Genomic DNA, 17,454 nt, shown 5'->3' on the forward strand with positions numbered 1-17,454 from the left:
GATGAAGAAACAGCCAAATGTACTTCTATTAGGAATTGATAGTCTACGCCGCGATCATATGAGTGCGTATGGGTACGAGCGGTTAACAACACCACATATTAGTAAGTTTGCAGAAGGTGGCGTGCTCTTTGAAAATCATTTTAGCCCAAGTATTCCTACGACTTCCGGCTATGCTTCCATGCTAACGGGAAGGGATTGCTTTGGAACTGATGTGGTGTCCTTACGACATGAGGGACCGCTTGGAGATCATGTTCAGACGCTGGCAGAAGTTTTAGGGGAGTCTGGCTATAGTACGACATGCATTGGTTTTTCAGGCAATCCTTCTGCCCGAGGCTTTCAGCAGTATTTGGATTATGAAGCCTGGCAGCCGGATGAGACGGGGCGTGCACCAAAAGCTAACAATGTGAATGAGGTCGCTCTTCCAGAGCTGGAGCGATTAGCAAAAGCTGATCAACCTTTCTTTCTCTTTTTGAGACATATGGATCCTCATTCACCTTACTTACCCCCACAACCTTTTGAAAGGATGTTTTATGGCGGCGATGAATATGCCCCTGAGCATGCTTCTTTAACAGAGATGTATCAATTTAAACCGTTTGCTGATTTCTTAAGCTCGTGGATTCCTAAAGGAGTGACAGATGCGGACTATGTCGATGCCCAATATGATGGGGCTGTGGCCTATATGGATGCCTGTATTCAAACACTTTTTACTGCTGTTGACTCATTGGGGATTGCGGAAGACACGCTCATTATTGTTACTGCTGATCACGGGGAAACGTTAAATGAGCATCAATGCTGGTATGATCATCATGGATTATATGAAAGTAATTTGGTAGTGCCGTTGATTTTACGTTATCCAGGGCGTCTCCCTGAAGGAAAAAGGGTCAAGAGCTATTCGCAAATCAAAGATGTCATGCCGACGATTTTAGATATCCTTGAGATAGAGCATCAACTATCCTTTGATGGGCGGAGCTTAACCCCATTTGTACACGCCGCGGCCTCTATTTCTATTGAGAAGGAATTTTATATTACAGAATGCACGTGGATGCGCAAGCATGGTTGGCGCACACCTGATTGGAAGCTGATCCGTGCTCTAGAGCCTGACTTTCATTTTAAGCCTGAGATTGAATTGTATCATTTAGCAACAGATCCTAAGGAAGAAAACAATCTCGCGGAAGCACGGCCTGAGATTGTCGAACAATTAACCATGAAAATGGAGGCTCATATAGAAAAGCGTGAGCGGGAAACAGGGCGTACCAATCCCATGTATACAAATTTAAATTGGCATGGATTAGGCACAGGTCCTTTTCAAACCTCTAAACAAGCCTATGAGGCGTTGTATATTGGTTCAATTAAAAATGCGGAAAAGCTGCAGGCCAAGCAAAAAAGATGAGGTGTAAAATAACTCATTTTCATCTATGTGAGAAGGCACCCTAAAAAGAAGTGAAAGCAGGTGATCTGGATTTGGTAAGAGTTGCTGTCGTTGGTGTCAATCATATCGGAAGCATCCATTGTCAGGCTTATAATCATATGACTGAAGCGACACTTGTGGCCGTATGTGATCTTGATCAATCACTTGCAGAAGCCGTGGGAGCACAATTTGGCGTTCCTGCTTATTCTCAACTTGAGGTGATGCTGGCTTGTGAAGAGATTGATGTTGTAAGTATAGCGACTGCTGGATTTGAAAATGGTTCCCAGCACTTTGAACCAGCGATGCTTGCCATGGAAGCTGGCAAGGATGTATTAGTAGAAAAGCCCCTTTCAAATAATATAGAAGAGGCACGGCAATTGGTGGCATATGCTGATCAACAGCAGGTACGTTTAGCTTGTGACCTTAATCACCGGTTTGTCCCCTCAGCATATCAAGCGAAGGAATGGATACAAAAAGGCGATTTAGGACAGTTGCTATTTATGAATATGAAATTGACTATCGGCAATCCCAATGAATCTAGTCCGTGGCTTCATATGCGGGCCTTACACCCACATTCTATTGATGTCATGCGTTATTTCTGCGGCGAGGTCAAAAGAGTGCAAGCATTTATGACGAAAGCTCCTGGTCGCTCAATATGGTCGACGGCTTCGCTTAATTTTGAATTTGTCAGTGGCGCTGTCGGTCATTTAATGGGGAGCTATGATATGGATAATAGGCATCCTATTGAATATTGCGAAGTCGCTGGCAGTAAAGGACGCTTTATTATTGATAATGTGTATGAAAGGACGGTTCTGTATCCTCATGGCAGCAGTGAGCTCAAAATGTTTCAAAATGCACTATTAACTGGCATGGGACACTTTAATGATACGATTAAACACCGTCTCGCTCATTTTATACATCAAGTGCATGAACAGGTAGAGCCGCAAGACATTGAAGGCTCGGGACGTGACGCCTTGGCAGCTCAGGAAGTCATCGAAGCGGCCATTCGTTCACATACAGAGAACGGTGCGGTTATCGCCCTTTAATCATTTATTTTCTTTTAGGGGCTGGGACAGAAGGATTCAGCTCATAGAAAATCCGAACGTATTCACAATTTTGAAGGGATGCGTTCGGATTTTTGAGTGAGTCATGAAGCGCTCCGTCAAACTACTCGTTTTCCACAGGCACCGCCTTAGGCGCACAGGAGGTGCTAGCTTTGGTGTTACCACATGGATGGGATGTTTTTAGCCGAAGGACCTTTAAATGTGAGAGACTTAGACTAAGAAGCCGCTGTTCCTGCGTCTACTCGTATCGCTTCGTTGTCAGCTTCCTCGGAACAACTCGAAGTTTATTCGTGAAGTCACCCTCGCCCCGTTCCCGGAGGAGTCTCCGTATTTTGACTACGCTCCCGTTCCCCTGGCTACTTATCGTTCGGTAATAGGTGATTTCTTTTCGTTTTCTCTCACACTCATTTTAAGGAACTGGCAACCTAGCTTTCTTATCAAAATAAGAGTCTTTGAAGACGTCCTAGAGCAAGTGCTCTTTATTAAGTGAGTCAATTTCATTATCTCTTATGAAAAATGTTGTGCACGGCTATGATTACGAAAATGTTGTTGCTTCATACAAAACGATGCGTTCTTACTTATTTACAAGTTTGTCATATTAATTGTGAAATTTCTCACAATCTTTTTTATTGAAAGCCGTTATGATGAGGATGTAAGAAATAATACTTTTCCACTAAGGAAGGATGATGAGCCATGTTCATCACATTTGTAAGAGAAAATAAGTTTGTCGCTTACGTTTTATTCATAGTAAGAGTCTATCTTGGATGGGAATGGCTGACATCGGGATGGGAGAAAATCACGGGGGGCTTTGATGCTACAGGTTTTTTAAAAGGGGCGACTCAGGCAGCAACTGGTGATCATCCTTCTGTTCAACACTGGTGGGCGAGCTTTTTAGATAATGTTGTACTTCCTCATGCCGGCTTTTTCAACGTGCTTGTCCCTTGGGGAGAATGCCTTGTCGGTATTGGCCTTATTTTAGGGGTGTTAACGACCTTCTCAGCTCTGATGGCTGCTGTGATGAACTTTGCTTATCTCTTTTCTGGAACGACGAGCACGAATCCACAGATGCTATTGCTTGTACTCTTTGTCCTTATCGCAGGTAGCCATGCCGCCACGATAGGACTAGATCCATGGCTAAAACTTAAACAAAGAGTGAGGACATTCCTTCACTTGAATGATAAAAATCATAAAAAACATTATCACGCATTGAAAGGATGAGGAGAATGAGTCAGAAAACGAAACTTTTAGTCGCCTATGACGGATCGCTAATGGGAGAAAAGGTTTTAGAAAAGGCAGAACAGATTGCCGCCTTAAAACAGGATGTAGCTATAACAATCCTTACTGTAAACAAAAGTGAGCTTACACCAAAATTCTATACAGAAAGCATTTATATTGATTATGAAGCACTGAATAAAGAAGTGAAAAAGGAATTGCTGCAAGCATTAGAGTATGCAAAACAAGAGATAAAAAGCACTTCTCAAGTCGCGACGGAGCTTCTAGAGGGGGATCCGGGGATGGCCATTGTCGGCTTCGCTAAGGAACAGGCTACCGACCTCATCATCATCGGAAATAGGGGATTGAATCGTATTAAAGAGGTCTTCCTGGGAAGTGTGAGTCATTATGTTGCACAGTATGCCCCCTGCCCAGTATTGATTGTAAAATAACAAATAAGGTGATAAAGAGACTGGGGATTTGAGCTATTATCCAAGCAACTTATCCTCTATCATGAACGAATGAAAAGTCGACAAAATCATTGACCTGATGGAACACGTTATCTCATGGTATTAGGAGATTAAATGCAGAAACTCTTTATAAAAATAAGGGGATTTCTGCATTTTGTCTTCGTTAAAATTTATAACTTTGTGGAAGACTTTATACTTTATAGGTTAGGGATTTAGCTTTCGTCACCTAAAGGCTTGGCCCGCCCCTTAGTGTATGAGTGCGGAAGTGCGAACATCAGGCTACAGCAATTAAGCATGAAAGCTTCCGAATCCAAGCGCGGGCGTGACAAAAGGTTGGGTTAAGTTAGCAAAAGCCTGGAGTAACGCTACAAAAGGGATGCCCGTTTTAACAAAAGCTTCACTGAAAATCACAAATAAAACTCGAAGCTTCCAAATAGAGAACAAATCTGAGGGGGAAATTTCCTAATCCAGGAGTGAACGTGACAAAAGGCATACCCGTTTTAACAAAAGCCATCCTCAAAATAACAAAATTTCAAACAAAAGAACAAAATATTCATTTAAAAAAACTATCTAAAAGGAAGGCATCTCTTTTACTAGATTGTCGTAAATGAAGATCATGTTATACTTATTTTATAAAGATNCATGCGTCTGTTTTTATTATTTTCATTTCCTTTAATGGATTTTAATGGTAAAACAAAAGCGGTTTTTTAGTAAAATGCAATTTTATTAGGATATTTTTACTAGATTTTGCTGTCGCACTCTTCATGAGTGCGTGGATTGAAATTCGTACTTTGATGCGCACGCTTCATGAATGATTCGAATGCTGATTACTAGATTCGCAAGAGGCTGTTTAGCTTGCACCTTTCTATAGGTATCTTGGAGAGTCCTTCTATGGCTAAGCGGTGTTGAGAAATATTCTAGATGAACCTTGAATAAGCACGTGTTGTTAATCGCTTTTATATTTTAGTAAAGAATCTATCATCTATGGGCGTGCGTTTTGCCCCTTTTTTTCTTAGTCTCATTACGAAAAAATGCTATGGCGTCTATCGATAAAATCAGGGAAAATCCCGATAGTCATCCTTTGGCTTAACTTCTATGATGGAGTTAGTTAGAAAAACGTGAGGAAAAAAGGATGATGACAAATGGAACAGGCACTTCTATATAAAGGCAATACCACATTCGAACCGAATACGAGCGGATTTGAACATCTCCATTTGCTAAAAGGATGGATGCATGAAAAACGTTATGCAAAAAAATCAGCGATATATTGTGAAGGTGATGTGTGTGAGTATTTGTATTATGTCATTGAAGGGACAGTGAAATTGTCAAAGGTGACGGATGATGGCAAGGAGTTCATTTTGCAATATTTTTATCCTGGCGATTTGTTCGGAGAGTTTAACAATGATCAGGAGACACTTACAGCCTTTAGTGCTGAAACCCTTGCTACATGTCGAATTGGACGAATTAAACAAAGTGATATTTTGGAGCATCTTCCGCTGGATGGAGTGTTTGCGATGGATTTCAGTCAATGGTTGAGCCAGTCGCAGCGGTTCATTCAACTAAAGCTTAGAGATATTTTATTCCACGGTAAAAATGGGGCCTTGGCTTCGACAATTATTCGAGCTGCTCATACTTATGGGATACGCAGTGGGAATACCATCGTTATAAGCAAAAAGTTTACAAATTACGAGTTGGCGAATATGATTGGGGCAACGCGTGAAACTGTTAATCGTATGTTAGTTCAGCTAGACAAAGAAGGGATTCTTCATTATGCCAATGGCCGGATGACCATCCTTAATCTAGAGGCTTTAAAAAAGATTTGCCATTGTGAAGGGTGTCCATTAAGCATCTGTCGCCTGTAATAAAATCGGGTTAGGCAATTCTACCCATGCGGTGTTATAATAAGACAGAATGAAATTGCCGTTATTGGAGAGGATTCCTAATGAGTGGACGCATCCGTGTCATCGTTGCCGATGATCATGCCATTGTGCGCAGTGGTGTGAAACGACTTCTAAATGCAGAAGCAAATATTGAAGTAGTGGCTGAAGCAAGTGATGGAAATGAAGCGATCACAAAAACCCTGCAAGAAAATCCAGACATTGTAATCATGGACATTAGCATGCCGGCGGGGATGAGTGGACTTGAAGCCACCCAGACCATCAAAGAGGCTATGCCAAACGTGAATGTATTAATTCTAACGATGCACGATGAACCTGAGTATCTTTTCCGTCTCTTAAAATTAGGTGCTTCCGGATATATTTTAAAAAGCGCACTAGATTCTGAACTGATTGCCGCCGTATATGCCGTTTCGGAAGGGCAAGTCTACCTCTATCCGACCGCTGCAAAGCATCTCGTCGAGGGCTTTCTCCATCCTTTAGCCAATGGTGAGGAGCATGAAGCTTACAGGCAGCTGTCTGAACGTGAAAAGGAAATATTTATTCTGATTGCTAAAGGCTTTTCAAATAAAGAAATTGCTGAGCAACTATTTATTAGCGTCAAAACTGTAGAGACACACAAACGCAATATCATGGAGAAGCTCAGCCTGACGAAGCGCCATGAAGTGGTTGAGTTTGCCTTAAGTAGAGGCCTATTGCAATAAAAGGAGCTCAGGGAATTCCCTGAGTAGTGTATCTCTGGGAGAGACTATGAATGCCAACCACAAAAAATAAAATGTAAAAGAAAGGGTCTTACTACAAGTGTTCGACCCTGTTTTTAATGGCTTCAAAGGCCTTGGTGAGCTTGATATAAGCTGCTCTGGCAGCTGTCCACTCTCCATTTTGAACAAGCTTTTCAATATCTTTACTGATAGCGGCAAAGGGGTCAGCGGCGATAACGACGCCTGCTCCTTTTAGACCGTGTGCCGTTTCTTTGGCCTGTTTGCTCTTCTGCTCATTGATCGCTTGGTCGAGTACTTCTAAAAAGTCAGGTGTTGTATCAATAAAGGTATCTAAGAATGCTTTGATTTCACTGACCTCTTCTCCATAAGTCGCTTGCAGTTTGTCAATATCAATGGCTGTTTCATCTGAATCCTCATCGGGCTCTGCCTTTTTTTGAATCCATTTATTTAAGACGTTTTTTAAATCCTTAAGATTGACAGGCTTGCTTAAATAATCGTCCATGCCTACAGCAAGATATTTCTCTTTATCTGAAGGCATGGCATTGGCTGTCATAGCGATGATCGGCGTATCCCTTTTGGGTGTGGCCAGTCCCCGAATGTGTTGAGTGGCGGTCAATCCATCCATCTCTGGCATTTGAATATCCATCAAAATCACGTTATAGGCATGGTGGTTGATTTTATCGATGGCTTCCTTTCCATTAAGTGCCGTGTCCACTTCGTATCCTAATTTTTTACATTGGAATTGCGCCACTTTACGATTAACTGGATTATCTTCAACGAGCAGAATATCCACTTGGTGTTTGGGAGCATCCTGTAAACCAAGTGCTGTGCTCTCATCGGAACGTTCCGCTGGGATTTCCTTATCCTGATCAATAAATGTCATGATACAGTCTAACAGCTGTGACTGCTTGACTGGCTGTTGGACAGAAGCCGCATAGCCGTTGGATAGTGCCTTTTCTTTAAGCGCTTTGTCATCCAGTTGACTGAGGAAAATCAATTTTGTTTGTGCCAGTTGTGGATCCTTTTGTACAATAGTGGCAAAAGCGATGCTATCTAAGCTTGATTGATCGATATTAACGATTGCAAAGTCATAAGGTTTTTTGCTGACTGCAGCGTGTTTTAAATGAGAGAGGGCATCAATGCCGTTATTCTCTGTTTGGTTAGCGATATGCCATGAATCAAGATAATGCTGAATGATATTAGCTTCTGCTTCAGATTCATTGACGATAAGAATATTTAATGAAGCCACTTTATCAATGACTTTAGAGATCTCGGTTGCCGCATACTGTTCTTTATATTTTAAAGGAAGCGTGAACCAGAAGGTGGTGCCTCTATCCTTGGTGCTCTCCAAGCCGATCTCCCCGCCCATCAGTTCCACTAAGCGTTTTGAAATAGCCAGTCCTAATCCAGTGCCTCCATATTTGCGAGTGGTTGAACCGTCAGCTTGAACAAAGGGTTGGAATAAGCGTTCTTTTTCCTCAGCCGAAATGCCAATCCCACTATCAATCACCTTAAAATGAACGATGATTTTTTGTTTTGTTTTTTCTTTTAGGGCGGCACGAATGATGACGTTGCCTGATGATGTGAATTTGATGGCGTTATCAGCAAGATTTAATAGAATCTGTCTCAAGCGCACGGGATCACCCTGCATGAGTGAGGGGATGGCCGGGTCAATAAAGGTGAGTAGAGATAACCCTTTAGCGAGCGCTTTGGATAATAAGATTTCAGCAATCCCTTCAACAATTTCAAAAAGATTAAAATCAATGTGCTCGATTTTCATTTTCCCTGCTTCCATTTTCGAAAAATCTAAGATGTCATTGATGATCGTTAATAAGGCTTGTGATGAGCTATGGATGATTTCGGCATATTCTTTTTGTTCGGCATTGAGCTCTGTATCGAGAAGGAGATCTGTGACACCGATAATCCCGTTCATGGGCGTTCGGATTTCATGGCTCATGTTAGCCAAAAACTCTGATTTAAGCTCCGAGGCTTCGAGGGCTTGATCGCGAGCTAGTGAGAGCTCCTTTTCAATTTTTTTCAAATTAGTAATATCTGTCCCGGATCCGACCACTTCTGAGACATGACCGTTTTCAAAGATTGGAGATAGGGAAATATAAAGTGTATACCCTTTGTAGTCCATTTCAAAATTAGTATGTTCTCCATCGTAAGCCCGCTCAAAATAAGGTAATAAGGTATATGCAATCTTTTGAGGAAAGATATCATCCAAAGTACGTCCTTGAATCGTGTCAGTAGTAAGGTCCAGTTTTCTACCTAATCTCCCCTCAGAGAGCGTGAATGTAAATTGTCCATTATTGTCCGTTTTAAATTTAAAAACGAGGCTTTCTAGATTCTTCACTGTATGCCGAAAATCATCTCGTAAGGCTTTACGTAAAGCTTCTTCTGTAGCTTTACGCTGCGTGATATCTTGGACAATACCAACAAAGTGTGGAATGCCGTCGACTTTGAATTCTGTTACGGCAAGATCCATCGGAAACGTCGAGCCATCCTTCCGCTTACCCGAGACCTCTCGACCGATACCTATGATTTTCGCTTCGCCAGATCTCAAATAGTTTTGTATATAGTCATCATGCTCGGCACGATAAGGGGGAGGCATAAGCATACTAATATTTTTCCCCATCACCTCTGCCATTTGATAACCGAAGAGGCGTTCAGCAGCAGGATTAAAGGATTCAATGAGACCAGATTGATTGATGGTGATAATGCCATCTAAAACATTATTAAGTACGAGCTCGGCGATTTTATTTTGATTACTTCTGGGCTGATCCTTCATTTTTTGATCTCTCCATAGAATAAAAGATATCCTGATTTTATTGTTAGAACTTATAAAACAAAGATTGGTGAATAACTGTTTTGTAAAAGGCTTATCGCACTCTGCACTGCTTCGGATAGCCCTCCTAAGTAAAAAAAGCGCAACGGAGTCCGAAGTGAGAGCAGGCCTTGGCGTCACTGCCGAGGCTTGATGAACAGCCTAGTTTCTTTATTCTATAAGAAACTATAACATGTTCTCTCATATAAGAAAAACTAAGCCTATCGTCTGCCCAGATACTTGCTGTTACCCCTCATCCGTTTAAAAGGTTCTCACAAGAAAACAAGTCGAAGCTTAGCTTTTCTAATATAACATCGTTCTTTGGATTGGAGCTGCGGTCCTCTTTTTAAAAGGCCTCCATTTATAAAAGATGTCTGAAGGGAGCGAGTGCTTCTTTTAATTGCTCTCCGGATTTTTTTAATTTGACATGCTCTTCTAATGACAAGTTCAACTCAATGACTTCACGCAAGCCCTCTTGATTAAGGATGGCAGGTGCACCGATATATAGATCATCTAAACCGTATTGTCCTTGCATTAAAGTTGAAACTGTTAAAATGGAATTTTCGTTATTCAAGATCGCCCGAGTCAGTCGGATCAGCCCTTGTGCTATTGCGTAATAAGTAGCGCCTTTCAGACGAATAATCTCATAGGCAGCATTTTTAACCTGTTCAAATAAACCGTTGAGCTCTTCTTGCACATTTTGATCTTCTACATCAACAAGGTCCTTTAGTGTACGAGAGCCAACATGGACATGACTCCAAACAGGCAATTCACTGTCCCCGTGTTCCCCCATGATGCAGGCATGAATATTTCTTGGATCAACATTGAAATACTGACTGAGTAAAAAACGGAAGCGAGAGGTATCCAATATGGTGCCTGATCCGATCACTTTTTCTTTTGGTAGGCCAGAGAGCTTCCATGTGGCATATGAGAGAATGTCAACAGGATTCGTGGCGACCAGGATGATGCCATTAAACCCACTATTCATAATTTGGTGTACGATTGTTTTAAAAATGTTGAGATTTTTCTCGATGAGATCTAATCGTGTCTCGCCGGGGGCTTGGTTTGCGCCTGCTGTAATGACGACGAGATCGGCATCGCGGCAATCTTCATAATCCCCAGCCCAGATTTTCATAGGAGAAGCAAAGGGAATGCCATGATTTAAATCCAGAGCGTCACCGGCAGCTTTTTCTTTGTTCATATCGATGAGAACAAGCTCGTTTGTTAAATGGTGATTTAGTAGAGCAAAGGCATAGCTTGAGCCAACAGCCCCTGTGCCAATAATGACAATGCGGCTTTGTTTTTGGCTTTGCATATATATCATTCCTTTCCCTTGGGTATTGCTATCAGCGTACCCCAATTTTACGAGTGAAAAACATGCCTAGCAGTACCTTGAGTATTCTTCATGAGTGTACCGCAAGTTGCAAGGCATTGATGTGAAATAAGTCACAATGAAACAAAGTAAAAAGCGAAGGATCCTCTCCTTTTTTGGAGAAATCCTTCGCCTTAATGATTTATTCACAACGTTATTGTTGATTTGTCATTTCAGTCGTTTCATCGGGCTCGACCCATGCACTCGACCACTCTTGAATGGCATTGATGACAGGCTGAAGTGCACGACCTTTTTCCGTCAGAGAGTATTCCACACGAACTGGGGTCTCAGGATAGACCACACGGCTTGCGATTCCCTCTTTTTCCAAGTCTTTTAATCGCTCTGAAAGCAATCGCCCACTAATTGGGATGGAGGATTCCAATTCACAAAAACGTTGAGGACCAATGAGTAATTGATTGATAAGTAATCCAACCCATCGTTTACTTAGCAAACTCATTCCTTTTTCAAAACGAGGACAGATGGCAGTTTGCTTCATAATAATCACCTCTAATATCAGTATACCATGATTCCTTGATTAAGATGTCATACAAGTCCTTTCTTAAATGATAAGTTAGTCAAAGTTTCTTGAAGGAATGTACCGTTTAGCCAAGGCACTTTAAGGGTTCCCAAGTACTTTTGACTCAAAATCCCCTGTTCCTGCGTCTGCGTTTTCTAAACATTATAATAGGGCTAAATATAATGCTTCACTTAACGCTTGGTGTCTCAACAATCTGTATAGTCTCATAAAAGTTGAGACAGGCTGTCAATAATAGCCTTTAAATAAATGCTTGACATTCTTTATTTATCATTATATATTAAATTACGAAAAGTAACCAGTTAACGATTGGTAAGTAATGAAATCAAATATAAACATGAATATGGAGGATGGACACATGGCTAAAACAAAATGGGTTGTGGATAGCTCACACTCTAGCATTGATTTTTCTGTTAAGCATATGATGGTATCAAAGGTCAAAGGCACTTTTCATAACTTCGAGGCTAATATCGAGGCGGATCCAGAAGATCTAACAACAGCTGATATCGAAGTCATCATTGACATGGAGAGTATCGATACACGCAACAATGACAGAGATGGTCACTTAAAAGGTGCCGATTTCTTTGATATTGAAAAGTATCCAAAGATGGTATATAAAGCAACCAAAATTGTTAAAACGGGCGAGGGTGAATATGAACTTACGGGGGATCTAACTATCCGTGATACTACAAAGCCTGTGACCGTTACCGCCACTTATGAAGGACAAGGTCAAGATCCTTGGGGAAATACTGTCGCTGGATTTAGTGCAGAAGGTAAGTTTAAGCGAAGTGACTTTGGTTTAACATATAATGCTGCCCTTGAAACAGGTGGCGTACTGATTGGTGATGAAATTAAGCTTTCCGTGGAAATGGAAGCAAAACCCGCATAATTTCATCGCAATAGAAATAAGCTGTCTCTATAAGAGGCGGCTTTTTTGTATTGTAAGAATTTATATCTGTACGGGTGCTTTTTTGGAGGAACGTTATAAGTTCAAGCTGTAATCTTCACACCTAAGGCTTGCGGACAATCTTAAATAAGGATTTGAAATTTATATCAAGCGCACTGAGAGAGGAGTTGAATAAATTATTTTATATGAAAATTTTTTATATATAAAAGATTATTCACTTGAAAAATATCTTACAAATGTTAACATTATTAATATGTTGTGAATTGAGAAAATAATAAGTGAATTTATGATTCACTTATTTTGTCAATGCGCAACGCTGATAGTGACTACATAAAGGGGGAAATGATTTTGAAGAAAAAGGGGCTTTTACTTCTTGTTGTCGTTCTTGCCTTTGGGATGATCCTGGCAGCTTGTGGGAGTAGTAAGGATCAAGGGAGTAGTTCAACATCATCAAGTGGAAGTAGTGGAAGTAAGGATAGCAAAACAATTATTGTTGGTGCTGATACCACTTTTCCACCATTTGAATCAGAAGTTGCGGGCAAGGTCAGTGGGTTTGATATTGACATGATCAAAGATATTGCAAAAAAAGAAGGGTATAAGGTGCAATTAAAAACCATGTCATTTGACGGTATCATTCCAGCGTTGCAATCTGGCCAAATTGATGTCGCAGTGGCAGGAATTACCATCAAAACATCAAGAATGAAGAATGTGGATTTCTCTGATGCTTATTACAAATCGGGCTTGTCTGTATTGGTAAAAAAAGATTCCAAGTTTAAGAGCGTGAATGATCTTAAAGGGCATCTTGTCGCAACCAAAAAAGCAACCTCTTCCGTGGACTATTTGAAGGACCATGGTTTCAAGGACAGCGATATCAAGCAATTTAAAGATATCAATGATGCCTATCAAGCCTTAGAAAATGGCGGTGCAGAGGCTGTTGTCTTTGATAATCCAGTCAATATTGATTTTACGAATAAGAAGGATAATGTGAAAATCATTGGTGGCTTACTCACCGGTGAATATTATGGCATCGCCGTGAGCAAGAAAAAATCTGATGAATTGCTCGATAAAATCAATGATGGATTAGCCGGGCTTAAAGACGATGGAACTTATAAAAAACTATTTTCGAAATATCTCGGTGGAGATATGAATGGTTACGTGAAAGAAGTGAAAAAGCCAGAGGATGTGGCAGTTGAAGATTAACTTCAATAAGCGATTCTCTGCTGGCGTAGCACAATGTGCTACGCTAATTTTTTCAAAAGGAGCGTTGAATTTTGCAGGTTATTGTAGATAATCTTCCCGTTTTATTACAAGGACTTGGATTAACATTAGAATATTCAGCAGTCGCTATTGTTTTAATGATCATATTTGGATTGATTTTTGCACTTATGCGCATTTCTAAAATTTGGATTTTACGTGGTGTATCAACAGTATATGTAGAAATTTTTCGCTCAACGCCTTTGCTTGTTCAACTCTTTTTTATTGTCCTAGGGTTGCCAGGCGTGATTCCGCTTAATGAATGGTTTGGTCCAAGAAACTATCCGATTCTTGCTGCTGCTCTGACGCTTGCACTAAATGAAGGGGCTTATGTTACTGAAATTATTCGTGCAGGCATCCAAGGGGTGGATCGTGGTCAAAAGGAAGCAGCAGCCAGCATTGGCATGACTGGTTTCCAGACGATGCGCTATATCGTACTTCCACAAGCCTTCAAGCGCATGATTCCACCATTGGTCAACCAGGCAGCGCAAACGATAAAAGATACGTCATTGCTTGCACCTGTCAGCGTTGTGGACTTAGTATACAAAGGTGAAATTGTCATCGCGGCGACTTATGCTGGGTTCCAAATTTGGTCAGTTGTTGCTCTACTCTATTTTATTGTAATATTTATAGTGTCCAAAGTTGCAGCATATTTAGAGAGGAGGCTCCAGGTTGATAAGCGTTAAAGATCTTCATAAATCATTCGGGGAAAATGAAGTACTCAAAGGCATTTCAAACCATGTGGAAGAACAAGAAGTCGTCGTCGTTATTGGCCCATCAGGAAGTGGCAAAAGTACTTTTCTGCGCTGTTTAAATGGTCTGGAAAAAGCCACAAGCGGTGTGATTGAGATTGCTGGTATGGAACTGACGAATCCGAAGACGAAGCTCCATGAGCTTCAACAAAATGTTGGCATGGTCTTTCAGCAATTTAATTTGTTTAAACACTTATCGATATTAGAAAACATTACGATTGGCCCGCGGAAAGTATTAAAACAGTCAAAAGAAGAAAGTAACGCGGCGGCCCGGGAGCTATTAAAAAAAGTTGGATTAACTGGAAAAGAAAACAATTATCCTGATGAATTGTCAGGGGGACAACAGCAACGTGTGGCTATTGCGCGCGCTTTAGCCATGAAGCCGAAGGTCATGCTTTTTGATGAGCCAACCTCTGCTCTAGACCCAGAGATGGTTGGCGAGGTGCTCCAGGTTATGAAGGATCTGGCTCGTGAAGGCATGACGATGGTTGTCGTGACCCATGAAATGGGATTTGCCCGGGAGATGGGAGACCGAGTAATCTTTATGGATGACGGCTACATCGTGGAGGAGGGCACACCTTCAGACATTTTTACAAATGCCCAAGAAGAAAGAACAAAAAGCTTTCTAGCAAAAATATTATAAACATGAAGCAGCAAAAAAGCTCTCGGCACAAATTGCCGGGAGCTTTTTTATGACGCATTAAAATTAATAAGCGAGCGTAAAGAGACCATTGATGTGGGCCAAGTAACGCAGATTACTGGCTTCCTTCATTAATGAAGCTGGCATGCCTTTAAGCTGTGTTTTGTTACCGCCGATGGTTGCAATGGCGTCTTTACGTCCTAAGCTTCCTAATGTTCCAGAGAAGATAGGGGAAAATTCGCTCATTGCACCCTCTTTTAAGTAAGCGAAAAGGTTGTATCCAATCAGCTCACCCATTTGCCATGAGATTTGAGCTGTTGGTGGGAATGGACGCTCAGCGCCAGGTGCAAAGACCACTGCACTATCTCCAGCAACAAAAACATTTTTGTGTGATGTGGATTGGAGATATTCGTTAACCGTAGCGCGGCCGCGATTGACCTCAATTCCCGAATTGGCGACAACGCTATTGCCTTGGACGCCGCCTGTCCAAATCATCGTTTTTGTTTCAATGGTTTGACCGTCTTTTAATTCTACGACGTTATCCTCGTATTTGGTGGCTGGAACGCCAGTGACGAAGGTGACGCCGCGGTTTTCAAGACTTGTTGTCGCGCGTTCGATGAGCTCTTCTGGAAAGCCAGGAAGAATAGTTGGAGCAGCTTCAACACAATAAAGTGAAATGTCTTTAGGATCGACGCCATATTTTTTGGTGAGGGCAGGCATCCAGTCAGCAAATTCACCGACTAATTCGATACCTGTTAAACCGCCACCACCAACGACAAAATTGGCATCAACCTTGTTTTTGGTTTTAGCGTATTCGCGCACACGTGCTTCCACAAATTCACGAATATGATTGGCATCGGCAACAGATTTAAGCGTAAAGCCATTTTCCTGTAATCCAGGAATGCCAAAGAACGCTGTTTCACTACCAAGTGCCACAACGAGAGCATCATATCCGATTTTACTGCCGTCTGAAAGGGCTACCTCGTTGTTATCTGGTGAGATTTCTTTTACCTCAGCAATTTTAAGATCAATGTTTTTGCCGCGCAGTAATTTCTCAAGGGGTAAAGCAACTGCTTGTTCTGAAACATTGCCTACTGCGAGGCGATGAAGCTCGGTAATAATTTGATGTGAAGCGTCGCGATTTACGACGGTTACATAGGCATCATCAACATCTAAGTGTTTACGTACTGTCAATGCACTGAGCAAGCCGCCATAGCCGGCACCCAATATAACAATATGTTTTGACATAATCATCCTCCGTCCGTGATTCAATGAGAAAGGACTATAAGTTTTTCTTAAGTCCTTCGATTTTAATAATGCAACCTATTTAACGCTACTTCTTGCTTAATTATTTTCTTTTTCAGCAGAAATTCTTAGGTAAGCCTGAACAAATCGGAATAATTTTTGGATCTGAGGGTCTTTTAGCAGACGAAGCAAGCCAAATAGTCCGATGGTTTCATGGCTTTGCTCAGCGGCATCCTTTGCTTCAATAGCTGTCGCTGCAAGATCCTTAGCTTTGTGTTCAATAGGTTTAAGAAATTCCTGAAATCCACCTTTAAAGTCATTGATAAGCACTTCATCAGTCGCAACTGATTGGAAAAAGTCATATGACTTTGTAAGAAGCGTTACCACTTCGGTTAATTTTGGTAAGCTTTCCACAAGAGTCGTTAAAGATTCTTGAACTTCTGGCTTGAGAAGTTGATCAAGAACATCAAGTTGTTCGACTCTTGAAGCTGGAGTGCTGTTTTGGTTTTCAGAAGCGTTTTGGTTAGTTTCTGACATGCCGATATCTCCTTTTCTTAGACGATTCCGTTTTCCACGGGTAAAACTTTGAAAACGACCTGATTATGTAGGCCAATGCATTCTAGGATACGATAATGAATTCATGAGTTCTCGAGCGGATCTGTGACTGTGTCTTCTTATTTCACTGCCAGTAACAGACATTTGTCGTCATTACTTTTCCCTCCGTACTTCCTATTTTATGCCTTAAAACTGTTAGAATAAGTACAGTGAAATAAGAGTTACTGTAATGAATTAGAAAGAATAAGCAGAACGAGTGATGCTTTCTGTTAATAAGTGAAAAAATGCACAATAAGACCACTCAATCCTTCACTCATACCCTCTTTGTTTTCCTATTATAGAATACCACTTTTTAATTAGAATTACATGCAAAATATATCAAAAATAAAATTTTAGTAAAGATCATGAGAGTGATATTGTGCGAACGTGGGAGTAAGGTTTGGGCAATAGATCCAGGTTGCAAAGAAAGTCAACATAGTGCCCTCCGGTATTTCCTTTTAAAACCCAGAGGAATGTAAAAGACGAATTGGACTACAACAGGTTCGGTTAAGAAAACAGTTGGGATTATGGAAGGCAAATGCTAAAATAAAATTGTA

15 protein-coding genes are annotated in these 17,454 nt (G+C 41.1%); 10 read left to right on the top strand and 5 right to left on the bottom strand.

Annotated features, from left to right (window positions below):
• Position 1 precedes the first annotated feature (1 nt).
• The 6 genes from IEW82_RS07230 (at position 2) to IEW82_RS07255 (ending at position 6,753) form a co-directional block, all read left to right on the top strand.
• Positions 2-1,390, top strand: a complete 1,389-nt coding sequence (locus tag IEW82_RS07230) for a sulfatase family protein (protein WP_188691475.1) — start codon at positions 2-4, stop codon at positions 1,388-1,390.
• A gap of 71 nt (positions 1,391-1,461) precedes the next feature.
• Complete coding sequence (locus tag IEW82_RS07235) at positions 1,462-2,454, top strand: Gfo/Idh/MocA family protein (RefSeq protein WP_188691478.1); 993 nt, start codon at positions 1,462-1,464, stop codon at positions 2,452-2,454.
• Between the two features lie 711 nt (positions 2,455-3,165).
• Positions 3,166-3,690, top strand: a complete 525-nt coding sequence (locus IEW82_RS07240) for a DoxX family protein (RefSeq protein WP_188691481.1) — start codon at positions 3,166-3,168, stop codon at positions 3,688-3,690.
• 5 nt (positions 3,691-3,695) lie between these two features.
• Positions 3,696-4,136: a universal stress protein gene (locus tag IEW82_RS07245; protein WP_188691483.1), complete on the top strand. Its 441-nt coding sequence runs from the start codon at positions 3,696-3,698 to the stop codon at positions 4,134-4,136.
• Positions 4,137-5,296: 1,160 nt separating this feature from the next.
• A complete protein-coding gene (locus IEW82_RS07250) occupies positions 5,297-6,016 on the top strand; it encodes a Crp/Fnr family transcriptional regulator (protein ID WP_188691486.1) in 720 nt (239 codons plus the stop codon).
• A gap of 80 nt (positions 6,017-6,096) precedes the next feature.
• Complete coding sequence (locus IEW82_RS07255; protein WP_188691489.1) at positions 6,097-6,753, top strand: response regulator transcription factor; 657 nt, start codon at positions 6,097-6,099, stop codon at positions 6,751-6,753.
• A gap of 91 nt (positions 6,754-6,844) precedes the next feature.
• Here the strand turns inward: IEW82_RS07255 and IEW82_RS07260 are convergent, their stop codons facing one another.
• The 3 genes from IEW82_RS07260 to IEW82_RS07270 form a co-directional block, all read right to left on the bottom strand.
• Positions 6,845-9,562 carry a hybrid sensor histidine kinase/response regulator gene (locus tag IEW82_RS07260; RefSeq protein WP_188691492.1) on the bottom strand — a complete coding sequence of 906 codons (2,718 nt, stop codon included), beginning with the start codon at positions 9,560-9,562 and terminating at the stop codon, positions 6,845-6,847.
• Between the two features lie 397 nt (positions 9,563-9,959).
• Positions 9,960-10,913: an L-lactate dehydrogenase gene (locus IEW82_RS07265; protein WP_188691495.1), complete on the bottom strand. Its 954-nt coding sequence runs from the start codon at positions 10,911-10,913 to the stop codon at positions 9,960-9,962.
• Between the two features lie 211 nt (positions 10,914-11,124).
• Positions 11,125-11,466 (bottom strand): winged helix-turn-helix transcriptional regulator, encoded by a 342-nt coding sequence (locus tag IEW82_RS07270; protein ID WP_188691498.1) that lies wholly within the window; start codon positions 11,464-11,466, stop codon positions 11,125-11,127.
• A gap of 397 nt (positions 11,467-11,863) precedes the next feature.
• Between IEW82_RS07270 and IEW82_RS07275 the strand changes: the two genes are divergently transcribed.
• From IEW82_RS07275 to IEW82_RS07290, 4 genes are all read left to right on the top strand, one after another.
• The gene (locus tag IEW82_RS07275) at positions 11,864-12,394 is read left to right on the top strand and encodes a YceI family protein (RefSeq protein WP_188691500.1); all 531 of its coding nucleotides are present in this window, start codon (positions 11,864-11,866) and stop codon (positions 12,392-12,394) included.
• A 366-nt stretch (positions 12,395-12,760) separates the two neighbouring features.
• Positions 12,761-13,612 carry a basic amino acid ABC transporter substrate-binding protein gene (locus IEW82_RS07280; protein WP_188691503.1) on the top strand — a complete coding sequence of 284 codons (852 nt, stop codon included), beginning with the start codon at positions 12,761-12,763 and terminating at the stop codon, positions 13,610-13,612.
• 71 nt (positions 13,613-13,683) lie between these two features.
• The gene (locus IEW82_RS07285; RefSeq protein ID WP_188691507.1) at positions 13,684-14,352 is read left to right on the top strand and encodes an amino acid ABC transporter permease; all 669 of its coding nucleotides are present in this window, start codon (positions 13,684-13,686) and stop codon (positions 14,350-14,352) included.
• Positions 14,339-15,061 carry an amino acid ABC transporter ATP-binding protein gene (locus IEW82_RS07290; protein ID WP_188691510.1) on the top strand — a complete coding sequence of 241 codons (723 nt, stop codon included), beginning with the start codon at positions 14,339-14,341 and terminating at the stop codon, positions 15,059-15,061. Before IEW82_RS07285 ends, IEW82_RS07290 begins: the two co-directional genes overlap by 14 nt.
• Before the next feature lie 63 nt (positions 15,062-15,124).
• On the opposite strand, the gene IEW82_RS07295 is transcribed toward IEW82_RS07290, so the two are convergent.
• Positions 15,125-16,306, bottom strand: coding sequence for an NAD(P)/FAD-dependent oxidoreductase (locus tag IEW82_RS07295; protein WP_188691512.1), 1,182 nt, complete (start codon positions 16,304-16,306; stop codon positions 15,125-15,127).
• Positions 16,307-16,402: 96 nt separating this feature from the next.
• Positions 16,403-16,840, bottom strand: a complete 438-nt coding sequence (locus tag IEW82_RS07300; protein WP_188691515.1) for a DUF1641 domain-containing protein — start codon at positions 16,838-16,840, stop codon at positions 16,403-16,405.
• Positions 16,841-17,454: the final 614 nt, after the last annotated feature.

The organism is Pullulanibacillus camelliae (genome assembly GCF_014642655.1).
Classification (GTDB): domain Bacteria; phylum Bacillota; class Bacilli; order Bacillales; family Sporolactobacillaceae; genus Pullulanibacillus; species Pullulanibacillus camelliae.

Excerpts from the sequence above, each read along its gene's own strand:
- IEW82_RS07230 (WP_188691475.1), top strand. The coding sequence starts at position 2 with ATGAAGAAACAGCCAAATGTACTTCTATTAGGAATTGATAGTCTACGC.
- IEW82_RS07240 (WP_188691481.1), top strand. The coding sequence starts at position 3,166 with ATGTTCATCACATTTGTAAGAGAAAATAAGTTTGTCGCTTACGTTTTA.
- IEW82_RS07245 (WP_188691483.1), top strand. The coding sequence starts at position 3,696 with ATGAGTCAGAAAACGAAACTTTTAGTCGCCTATGACGGATCGCTAATG.
- IEW82_RS07250 (WP_188691486.1), top strand. The coding sequence starts at position 5,297 with ATGGAACAGGCACTTCTATATAAAGGCAATACCACATTCGAACCGAAT.
- IEW82_RS07255 (WP_188691489.1), top strand. The coding sequence starts at position 6,097 with ATGAGTGGACGCATCCGTGTCATCGTTGCCGATGATCATGCCATTGTG.
- IEW82_RS07260 (WP_188691492.1), bottom strand. The coding sequence starts at position 9,562 with ATGAAGGATCAGCCCAGAAGTAATCAAAATAAAATCGCCGAGCTCGTA.
- IEW82_RS07265 (WP_188691495.1), bottom strand. The coding sequence starts at position 10,913 with ATGCAAAGCCAAAAACAAAGCCGCATTGTCATTATTGGCACAGGGGCT.
- IEW82_RS07270 (WP_188691498.1), bottom strand. The coding sequence starts at position 11,466 with ATGAAGCAAACTGCCATCTGTCCTCGTTTTGAAAAAGGAATGAGTTTG.
- IEW82_RS07275 (WP_188691500.1), top strand. The coding sequence starts at position 11,864 with ATGGCTAAAACAAAATGGGTTGTGGATAGCTCACACTCTAGCATTGAT.
- IEW82_RS07295 (WP_188691512.1), bottom strand. The coding sequence starts at position 16,306 with ATGTCAAAACATATTGTTATATTGGGTGCCGGCTATGGCGGCTTGCTC.
- IEW82_RS07300 (WP_188691515.1), bottom strand. The coding sequence starts at position 16,840 with ATGTCAGAAACTAACCAAAACGCTTCTGAAAACCAAAACAGCACTCCA.